Origin of the sequence: Algoriphagus sp. (assembly GCF_024642405.1) — a bacterium.
Taxonomy (GTDB): domain Bacteria; phylum Bacteroidota; class Bacteroidia; order Cytophagales; family Cyclobacteriaceae; genus Algoriphagus.
Window position 1 is genome coordinate 1 of record NZ_JAHEBC010000081.1, and the last position, 14,814, is coordinate 14,814.

Genomic DNA, 14,814 nt, shown 5'->3' on the forward strand with positions numbered 1-14,814 from the left:
GTATGAGCTAGTCATAGAAATATCTCCAAGATTTAAAAAAGCTGAACTTGATCCGACAAAAATTTCTTGTCTTAAAGTTTCAAAACCTAAAAAACTAGCTTCTAATTCATAATCCCCGGGAGATATATCTACAAGTGTAAAAAGTCCTGCTTCATCAGAAATAGCACCTGTTACAAAGCTGCTATCTGAGGCTTTTTTCAATAATACATTCACATAAGACAGTGCCTCATTGGATGTCTTATCTATAATTTTCCCTGAGACATTTACCTTTGATTCTTGTGCGGAAACTACCTGAGAAAGAAATACTAAGAAAATAGCAATGGAGTTTTTAATCTTCATCCTTTTCAAAATAATTATGAAAGTAAAGTAACTGATACTGCACGGCATCTCTCCAATAATCCCAATTATGTTCACCTGGATTTGCGGTAAAGCTATGAGGTATTTTCAGGTAAGTAAGTTCTTCGTGAAGTTTTAAATTGACTTGATAGAAAAAGTCACCTGTTCCACAATGAATTACTAAGGGTAAATTATTTCTGTTCAATAAATGAAGTTGTCCCAAAACAGAGTATTCCTCCCATCTTTCTGGAAATTCAGCTCTGGAACCTAAATATTTTTTCATATTCCAACTTTCAGGAAAAGGAGCAATATCAACTCCACCACTCATACTTCCTGCCACTCCAAAAATATCTTGATTTCGGATTGCTAAATACAGAGCCCCATGTCCTCCCATACTCAAACCGGTAATGGCTCTGCTTTCCCTGGTTTTTTTAGTACTATAATTTTCATCGATATAATTGATCAGTTCATCTGCGATGTAAGTTTCATATTGGGAGCTAGGATCTACCGGACTATCCCAATACCAACTATCAAAGTTCCCATCTGGAGTGACTAGAATCATTTCATATTGATCCGCCAAACTTTCTATATGAGGAGCAATTTTGACCCATGTTGCATAATTTCCAGAATGCCCATGAAGTAAAAAAACTACTGGATATTCTTTAGCACTACTATATGATTTTGGGGTAATGACTACTGCTTTTATTTCTTTGTTCATCACCTTACTAAAGGTAGCGACCGTATCTACTGCAGCAAAAGATGAAACTGTTAAGAATAAAATCGGGAGGATAAAAAGAAGTTTTTTTTTGATAGCTCGCATAAAGGAAATAGAAAGAGTTAATCAAAAGATGGATATCCTATATTGGATAACAAGTGAAAAGGTACTGGTGGTTTGTAAGCGAGATAGAGTGCACTTTTTTTAATCAAATAAAAAAGTTCTAATTCAGATTTTGCTAAAAATCAGTCCTTAGGTTTATTGATTTTCTAACTTAGGTTATTTGTATCTAAATATTATTTATTAGTTTAAGTCAAAGAATTAAATACCTTAATATGAACGGATTACTATTAAAATTTCAATTTTTTATTTAGTGCTATGAGAAATTATTATTACATCATTCCCTTATTTTTCTTGCTTTGGAATTTCGTTCCATCATTTGCCAGACAGAATTCTGATTTTGAAATCATTCGCAAAAGAGTCTTTGATGAATATCAAAATAGCCCTAATACGAAAGATTTGGATGAGGAGGTCAATAAACTCTTAGCTTCTATTAGTTCAAATGGGAGTTGGGAGGATATAAATTATTCGGATAAGTCCATGACAGGGTGGAAACCTGATATTCATATCAAGAGGCTCGGAAAATTAGCAAAGGCCTATTCAAGATCAAATAGCAGCCTTTATCAGAATCCCGAGCTTTATGAAACAATTATTTCAGGGATGAAATATTGGACGAGTTTAGAACCAGCACCAAAATCTGATAATTGGTGGTGGCTCAGTATTAGTGTGCCACAAGAAATAGGACGTTTATTAATAGCAATGCGATTTGCAGAACCCACTACACCAAGTGATCTTGAAGAGGCTATGCTGGAATGGATGAACAAAACTGTTTCAATTACCACAGCTCCCGGAAAAGATGGTTCTAATCTGACCGATATTGCTCAGCATATGATTATGCAAGCTGTACTGATTGAGGATTCTGAATTATTGAACAGTGCAGTCTCTGTGACTTCTGAATCTATAAAAGTGACTCAGGGTGATGGGATTCAGCGAGACGGATCCTTCCATGCACATGGGCCGGAACTTTACATGCATGGATATGGAAGAGAATATTTATCTGGGATCAGAAATGTTGCTGTTTTCACAGTAGGGACAAGTTATTCTTTTTCTCCAGATCAAATTGCTTTGATCTCTGATTTTGCTCGAAATGGATACCTTCAGTCCATGAGGGGGAGATATATTGACTTCAGTGTAATAGGAAGAGGAATCGCACGAAATAATGCTACAAGAACGAATTCAAGTTTGGTAAAACAACTTGAAGAAATAGATATTGAAGAACATAAAGATGAGTACCAAAACGCTATTGATCGAATAGAAGGAAAACAACCGCCCTCTTATCAAATAAAACCAAGAAATATTCATTACTGGAGATCTGATTATACTGTTCACCATAGACCAGAGTTTATGGTTTCAGTGAATATTGCCTCTTCACGGACTATTAGGACTGAATCAGGAAATAATGAGAATCTTAATGGACAATGGTTGACCGAAGGCGCCACTAACATTGCAGTTAAAGGAGATGAATATTTCAATATTTTTCCCAATTGGGAATGGAATAAGATTCCGGGCACTACTACACCTGAAAACAAAAAATTGCGAAAAAGGACCAATTGGGTAGCAGAATTGGGGAATGCAGATTTTGTAGGAGGTGTAAGTGATGGATTAAATGGAGTTACTGTTTATAAAATGGATGACTATAAAACTAAGGCAAAAAAGGCCTGGTTTTTTTTCGAAGATAAAATTATCTGCTTGGGAGCAGAGATTTCTGCTGATCGTCCGGAAAACATTAATACAACAGTTAATCAATCCAGATTACGGGGATCTGTTTCGATCGCAGGTCCAGGAGATTTCAAGGTATTAGATGCGGGATATTCAGAATTTAGTAAAGACCTTAATTGGATCTTTCACGATGATATTGGCTATTATTTTCCTACCGATCAAAATATTGTGATTTCAACTAAAGATCAACCAGGTTCTTGGAGGGAGATTAATGGGAACTCATCCAATAAACCTATCCAAAAGGATATTTTTAAAGTTTACATCAATCATGGTCTGAATCCCAAAAACGCAAAATATAGCTATGTTTTATTACCTGGGGTCGAAACACCAGAAGAACTCAAAGCCAAAACTGTTTCTGAGATTGAAATACTAAGTAATGATGGCAAGGTGCAAGCGGTAGAAGATAAATCAAATAGCTTGTTAGGATTCGTATTTTATGAAAAAGGCAACTTTGAATGGGAAGGAAATGAGCTAACTGTGAATCAACCTTGTTTGGTTCAAATTCAAGAAGGAAGTGATGGAAAATGGAAAGTAAGTTTAGCAGAACCCACGCAGCTTTTGAAAGGATCGATTCAAGTAACTTTGAAAATTGATGGGAAATCCAAATCTATAAATTTTGATCTCCCAAAAGATGATTTTGCTGGTTCTACAATCAGCCAAACTATAGATATTGGATAATCAATAATCCCTTTCGAAGAAAAATATAAATCATCAGAAATAATCGATTTAGTTTTTCTTTGAAGTCTGTGTTAGCACCTGTTCGATAAATAGTTTTTCAAGCGTCTCAGCTAAATTATTGCTGAATCCTGTATGTGGTCTAGAAGTTTGGATAATCGAACTTCTAACGGCTGTCAGCCACCTAAACCTGGAAGCCAGATCCATTTCAGCGATTTGTCCACCTGAGGGTTGACCTAGGCAGATTTTATGAAAAGATTCTAAATTTTTTTGAATCATTTCAAGATCGGCCTCCGGATCTAGTACCAAAAGTTTTTTCTTTTCAAGAAGAACCTTGGAGTCCAAAAAACCGCTTTTCCAATCGCAAACAATTACGCCAACGTTAATAAATTCTTCACGCTCCACTCTAGGTACCACCCGAATGATGGCATATTCATATAAGTGCTGTCCTTGCATCTTGAGCTTCTTTTTTGAATTGATCTGATTTGGATAATCTTTGTGTTAGAAAATCGGAATAAACTTTTTTGATTTCATCGGGATTTTCCGAATCTCCTCCGGCTAAAAGCCATTCATCGGGCAGTACTGAAACTAAATCCTTGAATATTTCCTCATTTAGTAAGGAATTGAATTCTTCGTTTACTTCATCAAGGTGACTCGCTATAGGTAAAAGAACATGGTTTTTAATAATGGGAAAAGTCCCGGTAGCATTTTTCTCCCAATTGGTCCAAGAGTGATGAAATAAAAATGCTGCACCATGATCTATCAGCCAAAGTTCCCGGTTCCACATTAGCATGTTCGTATTTCTAAATGTCCTGTCTACATTTGTAATAAACATATCAAGCCACACAATCTTGGAAGCCAAAATAGGATCAATACTCATTGCCAAGGCATCATAATTAATTGCCCCAGATAAGAAATGCAGGGCAAGATTTAGACCTTGACTTCCTTTTAACAAATCTTGGATCTCCTCATCTCCTTCTGATCTACCAAAGGCTGGATCAAGGTTGGCAAATACTAGTTCAGGAACTTTCAATCCAAGAACCCTGGCAATTTCACCCCCTAAAAATTCTGAGATTAATGCCTTCTCTCTTTGTCCAGCTCCCCGAAACTTTAGTACATATTTAAAGCCGTCGTCAGCATCCGCCAAGGCGGGTAAAGACCCCCCTTCCCGTAAAGGAAGGATGTACCGGGTAACATTTACCGTTCGAAGATTAAAATTATATTTCATGTGTTGAAAAGAAGAAAAACTGTTCTTTTATCCAATCTTTAATACCGGAACAAAAGTTCATTCTTCAAAATTAAAAGATAAGGAATGATTTATGTTCTAGCTTTTATAAAATACTAAAACCAGATATCATGAAATCATTTTCATTCTTTGTTTTATTAACTCTTTTGATGGTCACAAAAGGGATAGCTCAATCCTCCAATGATAGGCAATTAATTTCAGAAACAGTTCAGCTTTATTTTGATGGGATGATGCAACGTGATAAAACAAAACTGGAAAAAGCTTTCATCACAGAAGCGAGATTGATCGGGTACAGAGGAGAAAATTTTACTTTGACCACTTTCGAAACTTGGGCTGAAGCAACTTCAAAAGGGGAGGCTAGAAACCCTACTGAATTTAAAAATGAGATTGTTTCAATTCGTGTTCAAGGCAATGCAGCTGCAGTTGAAACAGAATTATATTGGCCTGGAATTTACTATTACGATTTTCTGACTTTGATGAAAATCGAAGGAACATGGAAAATAGTCAACAAAAGTTGGTCTGAAAGAAAACTTTGACTCTGATCGAGGCTATCGACTTTTTTTGTTTAAGCCAATTGAGAGAGGTTAGGAGATGCTTCTTAAATTTTTGATGCCTTAGGACGGTTCTTGTTTTGTAAGTAAAGCATTATGAATTTTTAAAACCTGAGGGATAAGAAGTTTATTATCCACGTTTTTAATGATAAAATCAGATATTTTATTTTTAGCCTCATCCGGCATTTGCTGGTCTATGATCTGATTTATCTGTTCCTCGGTTCTATGATCATCTCTCATAAGAACTCTTGCTACTCGTACTTTTAAAGGAGAACTGACATTTATTACATAATCTAGATCCTGATTACTTCCACTCTCAAATATCAATGCGGCTTCTTTAAGAACGTAAGGACTTTTTTGCAGTGTGACCCATGATTTAAAGTCTTTTCCTACAGAAGGATGAACAATTGAATTGATCTTTTTTACTTTTTCTGGATCAGAAAATACTTCTTTTGACAAATAAGCTCTATTCACGGAACCATCTTCCAGGTAAGAATCGGTGCCAAAATTGGATTTGATTTCTTTGATTAATTCCGGCTCATTAGCCATTAGCCATTTTGCCCTATCATCGGCAAAGTAGGTCGGGATACCTAATATTTGAAAAATTTTTGCAACGGTGGATTTTCCGGAACCTATACCGCCAGTGAGGCCTACTAATAAGGGCTTCTTATTACTCATATTTGAGTTTTATTGTTGCGGGTTCAACACGAACTTGTTCTAAATATGAAGGCATTGGTTCAACGATGACAGCGATCGTACTATCTTCTTTATTTCGATTGGAATAGTTTAAAATTGCCTCAAATTCTAAATCCTTTAATTCGTCAGATTTTCGCTCATCAACCAAATAATTAATCATAATAACGACTTCCTCATTTTCCATGGTAACCGTTCTCGGAAAATTCACTTTTTTTACTTTCAGCCTTTTGTTACCATTTAGGAAAGCAACCACATCAAATTGAACTTTGATCGAATTTTGTTCTAAAGTGAGTTGGTCATCTAAATTTTTTGGAATTTCCAGCTTCACATCCTGATCGATATTTGTATCGATCTTATTCTTATTCATTTGAATAGGAAAAACCCCATTAAAGGTTTTCAGGATTGAACTAGGACCGCTAATGCTTATTGTTTCAGGAGTAAATTTAATTTCATCAAGAATTCGATGATTATTAGCCATTGAAAAGCTCAAAGAGTCTAAAACAGGTCTAAGTTTTACGGTTTGGATTTCATCAATTTGAAAATGAATTGAGTCTTCAAGAACTGAAATTAGCTGCGTGGGACTCAAGAATTCTCCTAAAGTTCTTTTAAGATCAGAAGTGAGAATGTAGTTTTTTTCGGCAGGATCACTTAATTCAATCGGGTAGGGGCTTTCGTTGATATTGAAATATTTTCTCAATAAGTCCCATCCGTTTCCATTGATCTCAATTTCTATACTGGTAGGTAATTTTTTGACTGGCATGTAAGCCTCACTATTGTAAACCATTTCTATAGGGAAATCTACAATAGTATTATAGTCGTCCTTGTTAAGGGCGTTTAAAATCCAAAAAGTGGTAGCTGCTGCTATGCAGAGAACTACCACTTTCAGATCAGAGAGTTTTTTAGGAGAAATCCCTTTTGAGGATTTTTTAGTTTCCGGCAAAATTCAATTTATTTACTTGGTGTCGTTTTTTTGGAGAAGTCTAAAGAGATCGCTGATTTTTCAACAGTTACTTTCAAACCTCTATCTAATTCAAGAATGACTTTATCGGTATCAACAGAGCTTACTTTTCCATGAAGTCCTCCGATTGTTACTACTTCGTCACCTTTTTTTATTTCTTCAATGAATTTTTTGCTCTCTTTTTGTTTTTTCTGCTGTGGCCTGATCATGAAGAAATACATGATTAGAATTATAGAACCGAACAAGAAAACTTGTCCCATAATTCCTCCACCGCCAGCAGCGGCCTGCGCTAATACTGTAGTAATCATGCTTATTTTTTAACTGGTCCAACTGGAGTTGCCGCACCAGCTATTTTTGGTGTTACTGTACCTTTCATTCTCAATCGGGTTACAGTTGGGTTTGTGTTTGCTTGAATACTAACTGTAGGAGCTTGGGCACCACGCTTAGAAGTAGAGTTGAAAACTACTTTAACATATCCTTCTTCTCCTGGTTTGATCGGAGTTTTAGTCCAATCTGGAGTGGTACAGCCACAAGATGCTGTGATATTTGATATCACTAATGGAGCCTGTCCAGAATTCACAAAGCTAAATTCATGCTCGATGATCTGGCCTTCGTTAATATTGCCAAAATCATATTCCATTTCAGGAAATTGAAATTGACCCAAAGTGCTAGGATCCGCAACTTGAGATGCTTGTGCATTTACCGGGGTTACAGAAGTATTGCTGGTTTCTAAAGCAGCAATTTTCTCTTCAAGCGCTTTTATTTTAGCGTCTTGGTCACTTTTTTGGCTGCAGGAAGTCCCCAAGGCAAGGCATAGGGAAAGTGCTGCAACACTCAACATGTTGATTTTCATATTAATTATCTCCTTGGTTTATTTGATCGATTAATTTGTTGACATCATTAAGCAGATTCTCTGCTTTATTTTTAGCTTCAGTGATTACACGCTTTCCTTCAGTTTTTGCTTCATTAAAGTGTGTTTCTTTTCCTTCCACTAGTTCACCGACTAAATCTTCCAATTCTTTTTTGTACTTCGAAAGTTTAAAAGTCAGTCTGTCTCGGGTATTCTCTCCTGCATCAGGGGCAAAGAGTATTCCTATTGCTGTACCTACTCCTGCTCCTAAAAGGAATGCTAGAAATGAGTTATTACTGTTGTTGCTCATAATATTGTTATTTATTGTCCAAAAGTCCTCTTCCGCTTTTACGGATTTCACCACTTTCGGTTAGCTCTTTTGACATGACATCTAATAATCCATTCACAAATTGCTTGCTTTTTGGAGTACTATACGTTTTTGAAATGTCAATATATTCGTTTATGCTGACCTTAACCGGGATGCTTGGAAAATTCTTCATCTCGGCCAAAGCCATAGAAATAATGATTTTATCAGTATAGGCTAATCTCTCAATGTCCCAATTTTTGGTTTTCTGAGAAATTAACTCTTTGCTTTTTTCATCATTTTCAATGGTGAAGTTAAAGATATTTTGAAAAAACTCCTTATCCTCCTCCCAGTTCATTGCAATCTCAGGAAGTTGACTGCTTTCTGATTCATCCAAAAGTGATGAATTCTTCAAAACTTTTGATGCCAGACTTCTAACAACAGATTTGTTTTCTGTCCAGTTCAAATCTTTCTCTGAGAAATAATTAAGTATTACCTCGTTTTTAAAGATGATTTTCTTCAGAATTTGATCAGCAAGTTCAAAATCCTGCTCTAAGGTAGGGTTTGAAATGCTAATATAGGACTGATATTCTTCAGACGGTTTGATATAGTCTCTAAACCACTGGCTTATTTCCAATTCTAAGTCGTCTAAATTTGCATTATTACGTGCTACAGCAGCTATGTATGCATTTGATTCCCGGATATGCTTGAGTACTTGATTATTTGCCAAGTTCAATTCATTCGCAAATCCAGCAGGATCATCCCCATTAAATTTCCTTTTTTTATCAAACTCTTTTGATACATGCTTTGCAAAAGCTTGAAGTAATTCGATAGCAAGTAGATATAGTTGCGGAATTCTCTCTGCAGAGACAACCATATTTTTTAATAAAAATTCCTTATCCTTTTGATTCGCTGCTTTGAATTGTTTCAAAGCTTCCAAAACTACTTTTTTTATTTTTGGAGAAGCCTCACTTGCATTTAAGGCTTCTTTATTCCCCAGGTTTTCTTCAAATAGCTTCATAGCAAGTTTTGCTTCCTCATTTAAAGCAGCCTTGTCTTGAACCTCCATACTGTTGAGGTCGGGCAAAAAAGATTCTTTAATAAAATCTTTCGCCAGATTTAAATTTGATCCCTTACACTGTTCATAAGCGTAAAGGTTTTGGAATGCCTTGACCCTAAGTATTCTTCTATTTAACATATCTTCGAAATGGAGTTGCAAATATAGGTAATTTGCATGGGGTATACCCACGGCTTTATAGACAAAAAAACCACCGAAAATTCCCTTTCGGTGGTTTTAAAATGATTTGTTAAATTCTTAGAATGGTAGTTTTACTTTTCCCATTGCTGTGATTCTTGCTTTTGCAGTCTCAATTGCTGCCTGTTGGGCTGGAATATTTTCGTTGCTTGATTTTTCTAAAATCACTAGACATGTATCGTAGATTTTTTCAGTTTGCTGATAAACCATCTCTTTTATATAGCCCCCAAGGTATTCGGCACCTACATTAATAACCCCTCCAGCATTAATCAAGAAGTCAGGAGCATATACGATTCCTTTTTCTAAGAGAATCTTTCCATGCTTTGCTTCATCTTTCAATTGATTGTTTGCAGCACCAGCAATAACTCCACATTTCAAACGATCGATGGTTTCATCATTAATGGTCGCACCTAAAGCACAAGGAGCATAAATATCCATATTAAGGTCATAGATCACGTTTGGATCAACAACAGTCGCCCCGGTATTTTTTGCTACTTGCTTTAATTTATCCTCAAAAATGTCTGTGATCATTACTTCGGCACCTTCTTTTACTAAATATTCGATTAAATATTTACCTACCTGGCCTACACCCTGTACCACAATTTTCTTCCCGTTTAATGAATCGGAACCAAAAGCTTTTTTTGCTGCGGCTTTCATTCCCATATAGGTACCAAAAGCAGTTACTGGAGAAGGATCTCCTGCTCCACCTTTGATCTCTGGAAGTCCTGCCACATGACGAGTTTCCATTCTGATATATTCCATATCAGATGTACTCATATTGACATCCTCCGCAGTTACATATCTTCCGCCAAGACTTTCTATGAATCGACCAAACCTTCTCATGAAGGCCTCATTTTTCAAGGAAGGATCACCTAAGATTACAGCTTTCCCTCCGCCAAGATTCAACCCTGCCAAGGAATTCTTAAAGGTCATTCCTCTTGATAATCTCAATACATCTGTGATAGCCTCTTCTTCGGTGGCGTATGGCCACATCCTTGTTCCGCCAAGTGCTGGTCCCAACACTGTATTGTGAATACCGATAATCGCTTTTAACCCTGTGGGTTGGTCATGGCAAATCACGACTTGCTCATGGTCCATGGTGCTGATTTGTCCAAAGATGGAGCTTTCTCGCACAGTTTCGGTAGCTTTAATCTCTAACATGTGAACTTAGCTTTTTAGAATGTGTTATATTTGGGACTTAACCTGGATAAAAAGGCTGATACAAAATTAAATACTTTTATTGGCCTACAAAGAATTAATTTATCTAGTTTCTGCAAACATATTTCTCGATTTTAAAATTTTTATTTGGTGAAGCCGCTTTGGAGACTTAATAAGTATTTGTACAAATACAAGGGATTATTGCTTTTGGGAATAATATTTACGGTTATTTCAAACATTTTCGTAATTATTCCGGCTCAGTTGGTTAGACTGGCCATAGATTATGTGGTAGAAAGTTTTTCAATTTTTAAGCCTTTAGAACAGGGGGGAGTCGGAGAAAATGTAAAAGAAATTTTTCTTCAGTTTGTCTTAGTCTTCGGAGTTTTGATTTTAGTGATGGCTTTGTTAAGAGGATTTTTCCTCTTTTTAATCCGTCAAACCATCATTATCATGTCTAGACGAATTGAATATGACATGAAAAATGAGATTTTTGAGCATTATCAAAATCTTCCTTTAAGCTTTTATAGAAAGAATAGTACGGGAGATTTGATGGCAAGGATCACAGAGGATGTCAGTAGAGTAAGAATGTATTTGGGCCCTGCTATCATGTATGGTCTGAATCTTTTGATTCTCTTTCCATTGGTAATTTCCTACATGATTTCTGTTAATCCTGAATTAACCCTTTATTCCTTATTACCATTGCCAGTTCTATCATTGAGTATCTACTTTGTAAATAATTTGATCAATGAGCGATCAGAAAAAATCCAAAGGAGCCTCTCTGGATTAAGTACCTTCGTTCAGGAAGCTTTTTCTGGAATTCGCGTGATCAAAGCATTTGTTAGAGAAGAAGACACTGCGAGAGATTTTGAAAAAGCCAGTGAGGATTACAAAGTAAAGTCCATCAGACTTACAAAAGTAAATGCTCTATTTTTTCCTATTATCATGGCTTTAGTGGGTATTTCTACCATCATTACTGTTTATGTAGGTGGGATGCAAGTGATTAGTGGACAAATTGGTTATGGGGTAATTGCAGAATTTATCTTATATGTAAATATGCTGACTTGGCCGGTTACTTCTCTGGGATGGGTGACAAGTATTGTTCAGCGGGCGGCTGCTTCGCAAACCAGAATAAACGAGTTCCTCGATCAGAAAAACGATATTTTGAGCACAGAGAATTTGGAAAGAGAGATTAGTGGTCAGATTAAGGTCGAGAACTTAAGTTTTGTATATCCTGACTCTGGAATTAAAGCTTTGGATAATGTAAGTTTTGAAATAAAAGCAGGGCAAACATTAGGTATCATTGGTACAACAGGATCCGGCAAGTCTACTATTGCAAACCTGTTGATGAGAATGTATGATCCCAGTTCTGGATCGATCAAAATCGATAATGAATCGATTGAAAAATACAAATTATCAAGTTTGAGAAAGCAAATAGGATATGTTCCTCAGGACGTATTTCTTTTTTCTGATTCCATTGGAAACAACATCGCTTTTGGACTGGATGAGGCCAATGAGGCAATAATTCATAAAGCAGCGCAGGATGCTGATGTTTATCAAAATATAATTGACTTCCCTAAAGGGTTTCAGACTATGTTGGGGGAGAGAGGGATTACTTTATCAGGAGGTCAGAAACAGAGAGTTTCTATTGCAAGAGCTATCGCAAAAGAACCAAAAATTCTGATTTTGGACGATTGCTTATCCGCTGTGGATACGAAAACTGAGAATGTAATCCTTAATGCCCTTAAGAAGATTATGAAGAATAGAACTTCTGTTATTATTTCACATCGGGTTTCTTCTGCCAAATTAGCCGATCAAATCATTGTTTTGGATGATGGGAAAATAGTTGAAAAAGGAAATCATAAGTCTCTTATGGCTGAAAAGGGTGTTTATGCGGAATTATATGAAAAACAGACGCAGGCAGGGGAATCCATAGAAGGTTAGATTTTTAGGAGTATTTAACCTTAGTGACACACTACTATCAGAAAATTCATTAAATTGATCTGAATCAACGGATTAAACCAATTTAAAAATGGAAGAGAAAAAATCAACAACCAAGGATATTGAAAAAGTATTGAGAGAAATTGGTGATAAGATTGAAGAGCTTGTCAAGAAAGGTTCTGATGCAGGTTCGGAAGTAAAAGAAGATATTGAGAAGAAAATTCAGGAGCTAAAAGAAAATAAAACTACTCTCGAGGCAGAATTGAAAAAAGGGAAAGAACTTTTAGAAAAAGAGTTTAAAGAAAGGAAAGAGGAATTGGAACCAAAATTAAAAGAGTCTAAAGGCTTTTTTAAAGAAGGTTTCAAACAATTTGGGATGGCTCTCAAAGCACTTTTTGGAAAAAAATGAAAAAAACCGGAAGTTAATCTTCCGGTTTTTTTGTTTTAACTATCTACTTTCGAGAGCATTGCAGCGATCGTAAGTTGGATCTATATCGATAAAGACATCTTCCTTGGCAGTGATAAACCATCTGCTCAATAAATCATCTTCTTTTTTCCTTAAAGTAGCTGCCTTCATTTTTTCATAGTCATCTTCCAAATTCGCACGGTGTGCTGGATATTTAGACTGATAGAAAAGGATTCTCACTTTCGTACCCTCTCTTGGGTCTTCAAATCTGATAGGTTTTGTGACAGTTCCGACTTCCATACTATCAAGAGTGAAATAAAGAACTGGATCTTCAAGCGTACGAAGTGTTAGCCTTTTTGAGTTATTAGCCGGATCCACAAAGAATCCACCATTGTCTGAAGTTGCTCTATCATCTGAGTTTTCCTTTGCAGCTTTCGCAAACTCAATTTTACCTGCTTGGATTTCAGTTTTCAAACTATCCAAATACCTTTCAGCCTTCAGCAAATCATCTTCTGAAGCTTTTGGAATCATCAAAATGTGACGTGTGTTATAAGATCCGGTTCTTCTTTCAAGAAGTTGGATTAAATGAATTCCAAAGGCTGTTTCCACAGGTTCAGAAATTTCTCCCTGTTTTAATTCCATTGCAGTAGCTTCAAATTCAGGAGCGAGTTCCCCACTTCTAAAGAAACCTAGATCCCCACCTTGAGCAGCAGAACCTGGATCCTCCGAATAGGCTCTAGCCAAATCTGCAAAATCAGCTTTCCCATCTAATATATCCTGCTTGAATTGACGTAGTTTCTCAAATATGTCTTCTTTGATTTGAGGATTTACTTCCGGTTTCTTTACGAGCTGTCCCACGGTCACTTCGGCAGAAAAGAAAGGAAGTGAGTCCGTTGGAATACTATTGAAGAATTCTCTTACCTCAGCAGGAGATACACTGATGCCTTCCGTGATTTTACCTCTCATTCGCTGAACAATCAACTGCTCTCTGATAACTTCTTCAATTTCAGATTTTAATTGGTCTGCAGTTTTCCCATAAATTTCCGCAAGAGTTTCTTCATTTCCTCCAAACTGCTGCATGACCATATTGAATCTCTGATCAGTCTGAAGCATTACTTCTGCATCAGTAACCATCACAGAGTCTATTTCCGCTTTAGCAACCATTAATTTATTGACCATTAAGGTCTCAAAAACCTCACATCTTGTCGGAGGAGTCACCCCTTGCTGACCTTGTGCCAAAGCTTCTAAATAGGTCTTCTGAATGTCTGATTCCAGAAGAATATAATTATCTACTTTTGCCACAATTTTGTCCAAAACTTGTCCCGTAGCAATTGGAGTTGCCTCTTGCGCTGACAAGGATGAAAGCATTGAAAATGCGAGAAAAGTAAGTGTAAATCGGTTAAGTATTTTCATTGGTATTCGTTCAAACCGTTTTTTCGGTTGAGTAATTATTCAGTCTTCGTTATTGATTGAGAGAGACAAAAGCTTCTTCTTTTGCTTTTGCGTTGATTTCTATTGGATATTTTTCTCTAAGTTCTGCAATAAGTGATTTATCCAATTGCTCCTGATAATCTTTGATCACAAGCCCTCTTGTTTCACTAAATTTTTTAGGACCCGCTGGGATTTTTTCTCCCAAAAGAACTAAATGCAAATGCCCATTCGCTTCAATTTCCTGATAGCTTTCAATTAAATTGGCCTGAGAAAGGATTGGATGCTTTTTATATTCGATCAAACCACTCTCAGTCTGGTATGCAAGAGGTGCGTTAGTTTTAAAATCAGTATTAAATCCTTCGATCAATTCTTTAGAAATAGTATGATCCTTTAATTTGTTTTTTGCGGCTTCGAGTTGGTTGATATCAAGGACTTTTACAATAAATGCGTTTACTC

Annotated in this window: 16 protein-coding genes and 1 pseudogene; 4 read left to right on the top strand and 13 right to left on the bottom strand. The window is 36.3% G+C overall.

Going from position 1 to position 14,814, the window contains the following annotated elements; translation table 11 throughout:
- Positions 1-339: carboxypeptidase-like regulatory domain-containing protein (locus Q0L68_RS08345; protein WP_296701631.1), on the bottom strand; the 339-nt coding region annotated here is incomplete at its 3' end.
- Entirely contained in the window at positions 329-1,156 is an 828-nt protein-coding gene (locus Q0L68_RS08350; RefSeq protein ID WP_296701633.1) for an alpha/beta hydrolase family protein, read from the bottom strand. The genes Q0L68_RS08350 and Q0L68_RS08345, both read right to left, overlap by 11 nt.
- Positions 1,157-1,429: 273 nt before the next feature.
- Between Q0L68_RS08350 and Q0L68_RS08355 the strand changes: the two genes are divergently transcribed.
- Positions 1,430-3,568, top strand: a complete 2,139-nt coding sequence (locus Q0L68_RS08355) for a polysaccharide lyase 8 family protein (protein WP_296701635.1) — start codon at positions 1,430-1,432, stop codon at positions 3,566-3,568.
- Between the two features lie 48 nt (positions 3,569-3,616).
- On the opposite strand, the gene Q0L68_RS08360 is transcribed toward Q0L68_RS08355, so the two are convergent.
- Positions 3,617-4,021: a DUF3037 domain-containing protein gene (locus tag Q0L68_RS08360; RefSeq protein WP_296701637.1), complete on the bottom strand. Its 405-nt coding sequence runs from the start codon at positions 4,019-4,021 to the stop codon at positions 3,617-3,619.
- Positions 3,999-4,793 (bottom strand): HipA family kinase, encoded by a 795-nt coding sequence (locus tag Q0L68_RS08365; RefSeq protein ID WP_296701639.1) that lies wholly within the window; start codon positions 4,791-4,793, stop codon positions 3,999-4,001. Before Q0L68_RS08365 ends, Q0L68_RS08360 begins: the two co-directional genes overlap by 23 nt.
- Positions 4,794-4,921: 128 nt before the next feature.
- Between Q0L68_RS08365 and Q0L68_RS08370 the strand changes: the two genes are divergently transcribed.
- A complete protein-coding gene (locus Q0L68_RS08370; RefSeq protein WP_296701641.1) occupies positions 4,922-5,347 on the top strand; it encodes a nuclear transport factor 2 family protein in 426 nt (141 codons plus the stop codon).
- Positions 5,348-5,425: 78 nt separating this feature from the next.
- Here Q0L68_RS08370 and coaE read toward each other — a convergent pair whose 3' ends face one another.
- The 7 genes from coaE to Q0L68_RS08405 form a co-directional block, all read right to left on the bottom strand.
- Positions 5,426-6,040: a dephospho-CoA kinase gene (gene coaE / locus Q0L68_RS08375; RefSeq protein WP_296701643.1), complete on the bottom strand. Its 615-nt coding sequence runs from the start codon at positions 6,038-6,040 to the stop codon at positions 5,426-5,428.
- Positions 6,033-6,998 (bottom strand): YbbR-like domain-containing protein, encoded by a 966-nt coding sequence (locus Q0L68_RS08380; RefSeq protein ID WP_296701645.1) that lies wholly within the window; start codon positions 6,996-6,998, stop codon positions 6,033-6,035. Before Q0L68_RS08380 ends, coaE begins: the two co-directional genes overlap by 8 nt.
- 8 nt (positions 6,999-7,006) lie before the next feature.
- On the bottom strand, positions 7,007-7,324 hold the full coding sequence (yajC, locus tag Q0L68_RS08385) for a preprotein translocase subunit YajC (RefSeq protein ID WP_296701646.1): 318 nt from the start codon (positions 7,322-7,324) through the stop codon (positions 7,007-7,009).
- A gap of 2 nt (positions 7,325-7,326) precedes the next feature.
- Positions 7,327-7,869, bottom strand: a complete 543-nt coding sequence (locus Q0L68_RS08390; RefSeq protein WP_296701648.1) for a DUF1573 domain-containing protein — start codon at positions 7,867-7,869, stop codon at positions 7,327-7,329.
- A gap of 1 nt (position 7,870) precedes the next feature.
- On the bottom strand, positions 7,871-8,176 hold the full coding sequence (locus Q0L68_RS08395; RefSeq protein WP_296701650.1) for a YtxH domain-containing protein: 306 nt from the start codon (positions 8,174-8,176) through the stop codon (positions 7,871-7,873).
- 7 nt (positions 8,177-8,183) lie between these two features.
- Positions 8,184-9,368: a transcription antitermination factor NusB gene (gene nusB, locus Q0L68_RS08400; protein WP_296701651.1), complete on the bottom strand. Its 1,185-nt coding sequence runs from the start codon at positions 9,366-9,368 to the stop codon at positions 8,184-8,186.
- Positions 9,369-9,485: 117 nt separating this feature from the next.
- On the bottom strand, positions 9,486-10,586 hold the full coding sequence (locus tag Q0L68_RS08405; RefSeq protein ID WP_296701653.1) for a Glu/Leu/Phe/Val dehydrogenase dimerization domain-containing protein: 1,101 nt from the start codon (positions 10,584-10,586) through the stop codon (positions 9,486-9,488).
- A gap of 147 nt (positions 10,587-10,733) precedes the next feature.
- Here Q0L68_RS08405 and Q0L68_RS08410 point away from each other — a divergent pair, with 147 nt between their 5' ends.
- Both Q0L68_RS08410 and Q0L68_RS08415 read left to right on the top strand, forming a co-directional pair.
- Positions 10,734-12,524, top strand: a complete 1,791-nt coding sequence (locus Q0L68_RS08410) for an ABC transporter ATP-binding protein (protein ID WP_296701655.1) — start codon at positions 10,734-10,736, stop codon at positions 12,522-12,524.
- Positions 12,525-12,612: 88 nt separating this feature from the next.
- On the top strand, positions 12,613-12,930 hold the full coding sequence (locus Q0L68_RS08415) for a hypothetical protein (protein WP_296701657.1): 318 nt from the start codon (positions 12,613-12,615) through the stop codon (positions 12,928-12,930).
- 39 nt (positions 12,931-12,969) lie between these two features.
- On the opposite strand, the gene Q0L68_RS08420 is transcribed toward Q0L68_RS08415, so the two are convergent.
- On the bottom strand, positions 12,970-14,295 hold the full coding sequence (locus Q0L68_RS08420; protein ID WP_296701658.1) for a peptidylprolyl isomerase: 1,326 nt from the start codon (positions 14,293-14,295) through the stop codon (positions 12,970-12,972).
- Positions 14,296-14,389: 94 nt separating this feature from the next.
- Positions 14,390-14,814 (bottom strand): annotated as a pseudogene (locus tag Q0L68_RS08425) (peptidylprolyl isomerase); the annotation flags it as partial.

Coding starts and splice junctions, on each gene's coding strand:
- Q0L68_RS08390 (WP_296701648.1), bottom strand. CDS start 7,869: ATGAAAATCAACATGTTGAGTGTTGCAGCACTTTCCCTATGCCTTGCC.
- Q0L68_RS08405 (WP_296701653.1), bottom strand. CDS start 10,586: ATGTTAGAGATTAAAGCTACCGAAACTGTGCGAGAAAGCTCCATCTTT.
- coaE (WP_296701643.1), bottom strand. CDS start 6,040: ATGAGTAATAAGAAGCCCTTATTAGTAGGCCTCACTGGCGGTATAGGT.
- nusB (WP_296701651.1), bottom strand. CDS start 9,368: ATGTTAAATAGAAGAATACTTAGGGTCAAGGCATTCCAAAACCTTTAC.
- Q0L68_RS08350 (WP_296701633.1), bottom strand. CDS start 1,156: ATGCGAGCTATCAAAAAAAAACTTCTTTTTATCCTCCCGATTTTATTC.
- yajC (WP_296701646.1), bottom strand. CDS start 7,324: ATGATTACTACAGTATTAGCGCAGGCCGCTGCTGGCGGTGGAGGAATT.
- Q0L68_RS08360 (WP_296701637.1), bottom strand. CDS start 4,021: ATGCAAGGACAGCACTTATATGAATATGCCATCATTCGGGTGGTACCT.
- Q0L68_RS08420 (WP_296701658.1), bottom strand. CDS start 14,295: ATGCTTTCATCCTTGTCAGCGCAAGAGGCAACTCCAATTGCTACGGGA.
- Q0L68_RS08355 (WP_296701635.1), top strand. CDS start 1,430: ATGAGAAATTATTATTACATCATTCCCTTATTTTTCTTGCTTTGGAAT.
- Q0L68_RS08415 (WP_296701657.1), top strand. CDS start 12,613: ATGGAAGAGAAAAAATCAACAACCAAGGATATTGAAAAAGTATTGAGA.
- Q0L68_RS08370 (WP_296701641.1), top strand. CDS start 4,922: ATGAAATCATTTTCATTCTTTGTTTTATTAACTCTTTTGATGGTCACA.
- Q0L68_RS08365 (WP_296701639.1), bottom strand. CDS start 4,793: ATGAAATATAATTTTAATCTTCGAACGGTAAATGTTACCCGGTACATC.
- Q0L68_RS08395 (WP_296701650.1), bottom strand. CDS start 8,176: ATGAGCAACAACAGTAATAACTCATTTCTAGCATTCCTTTTAGGAGCA.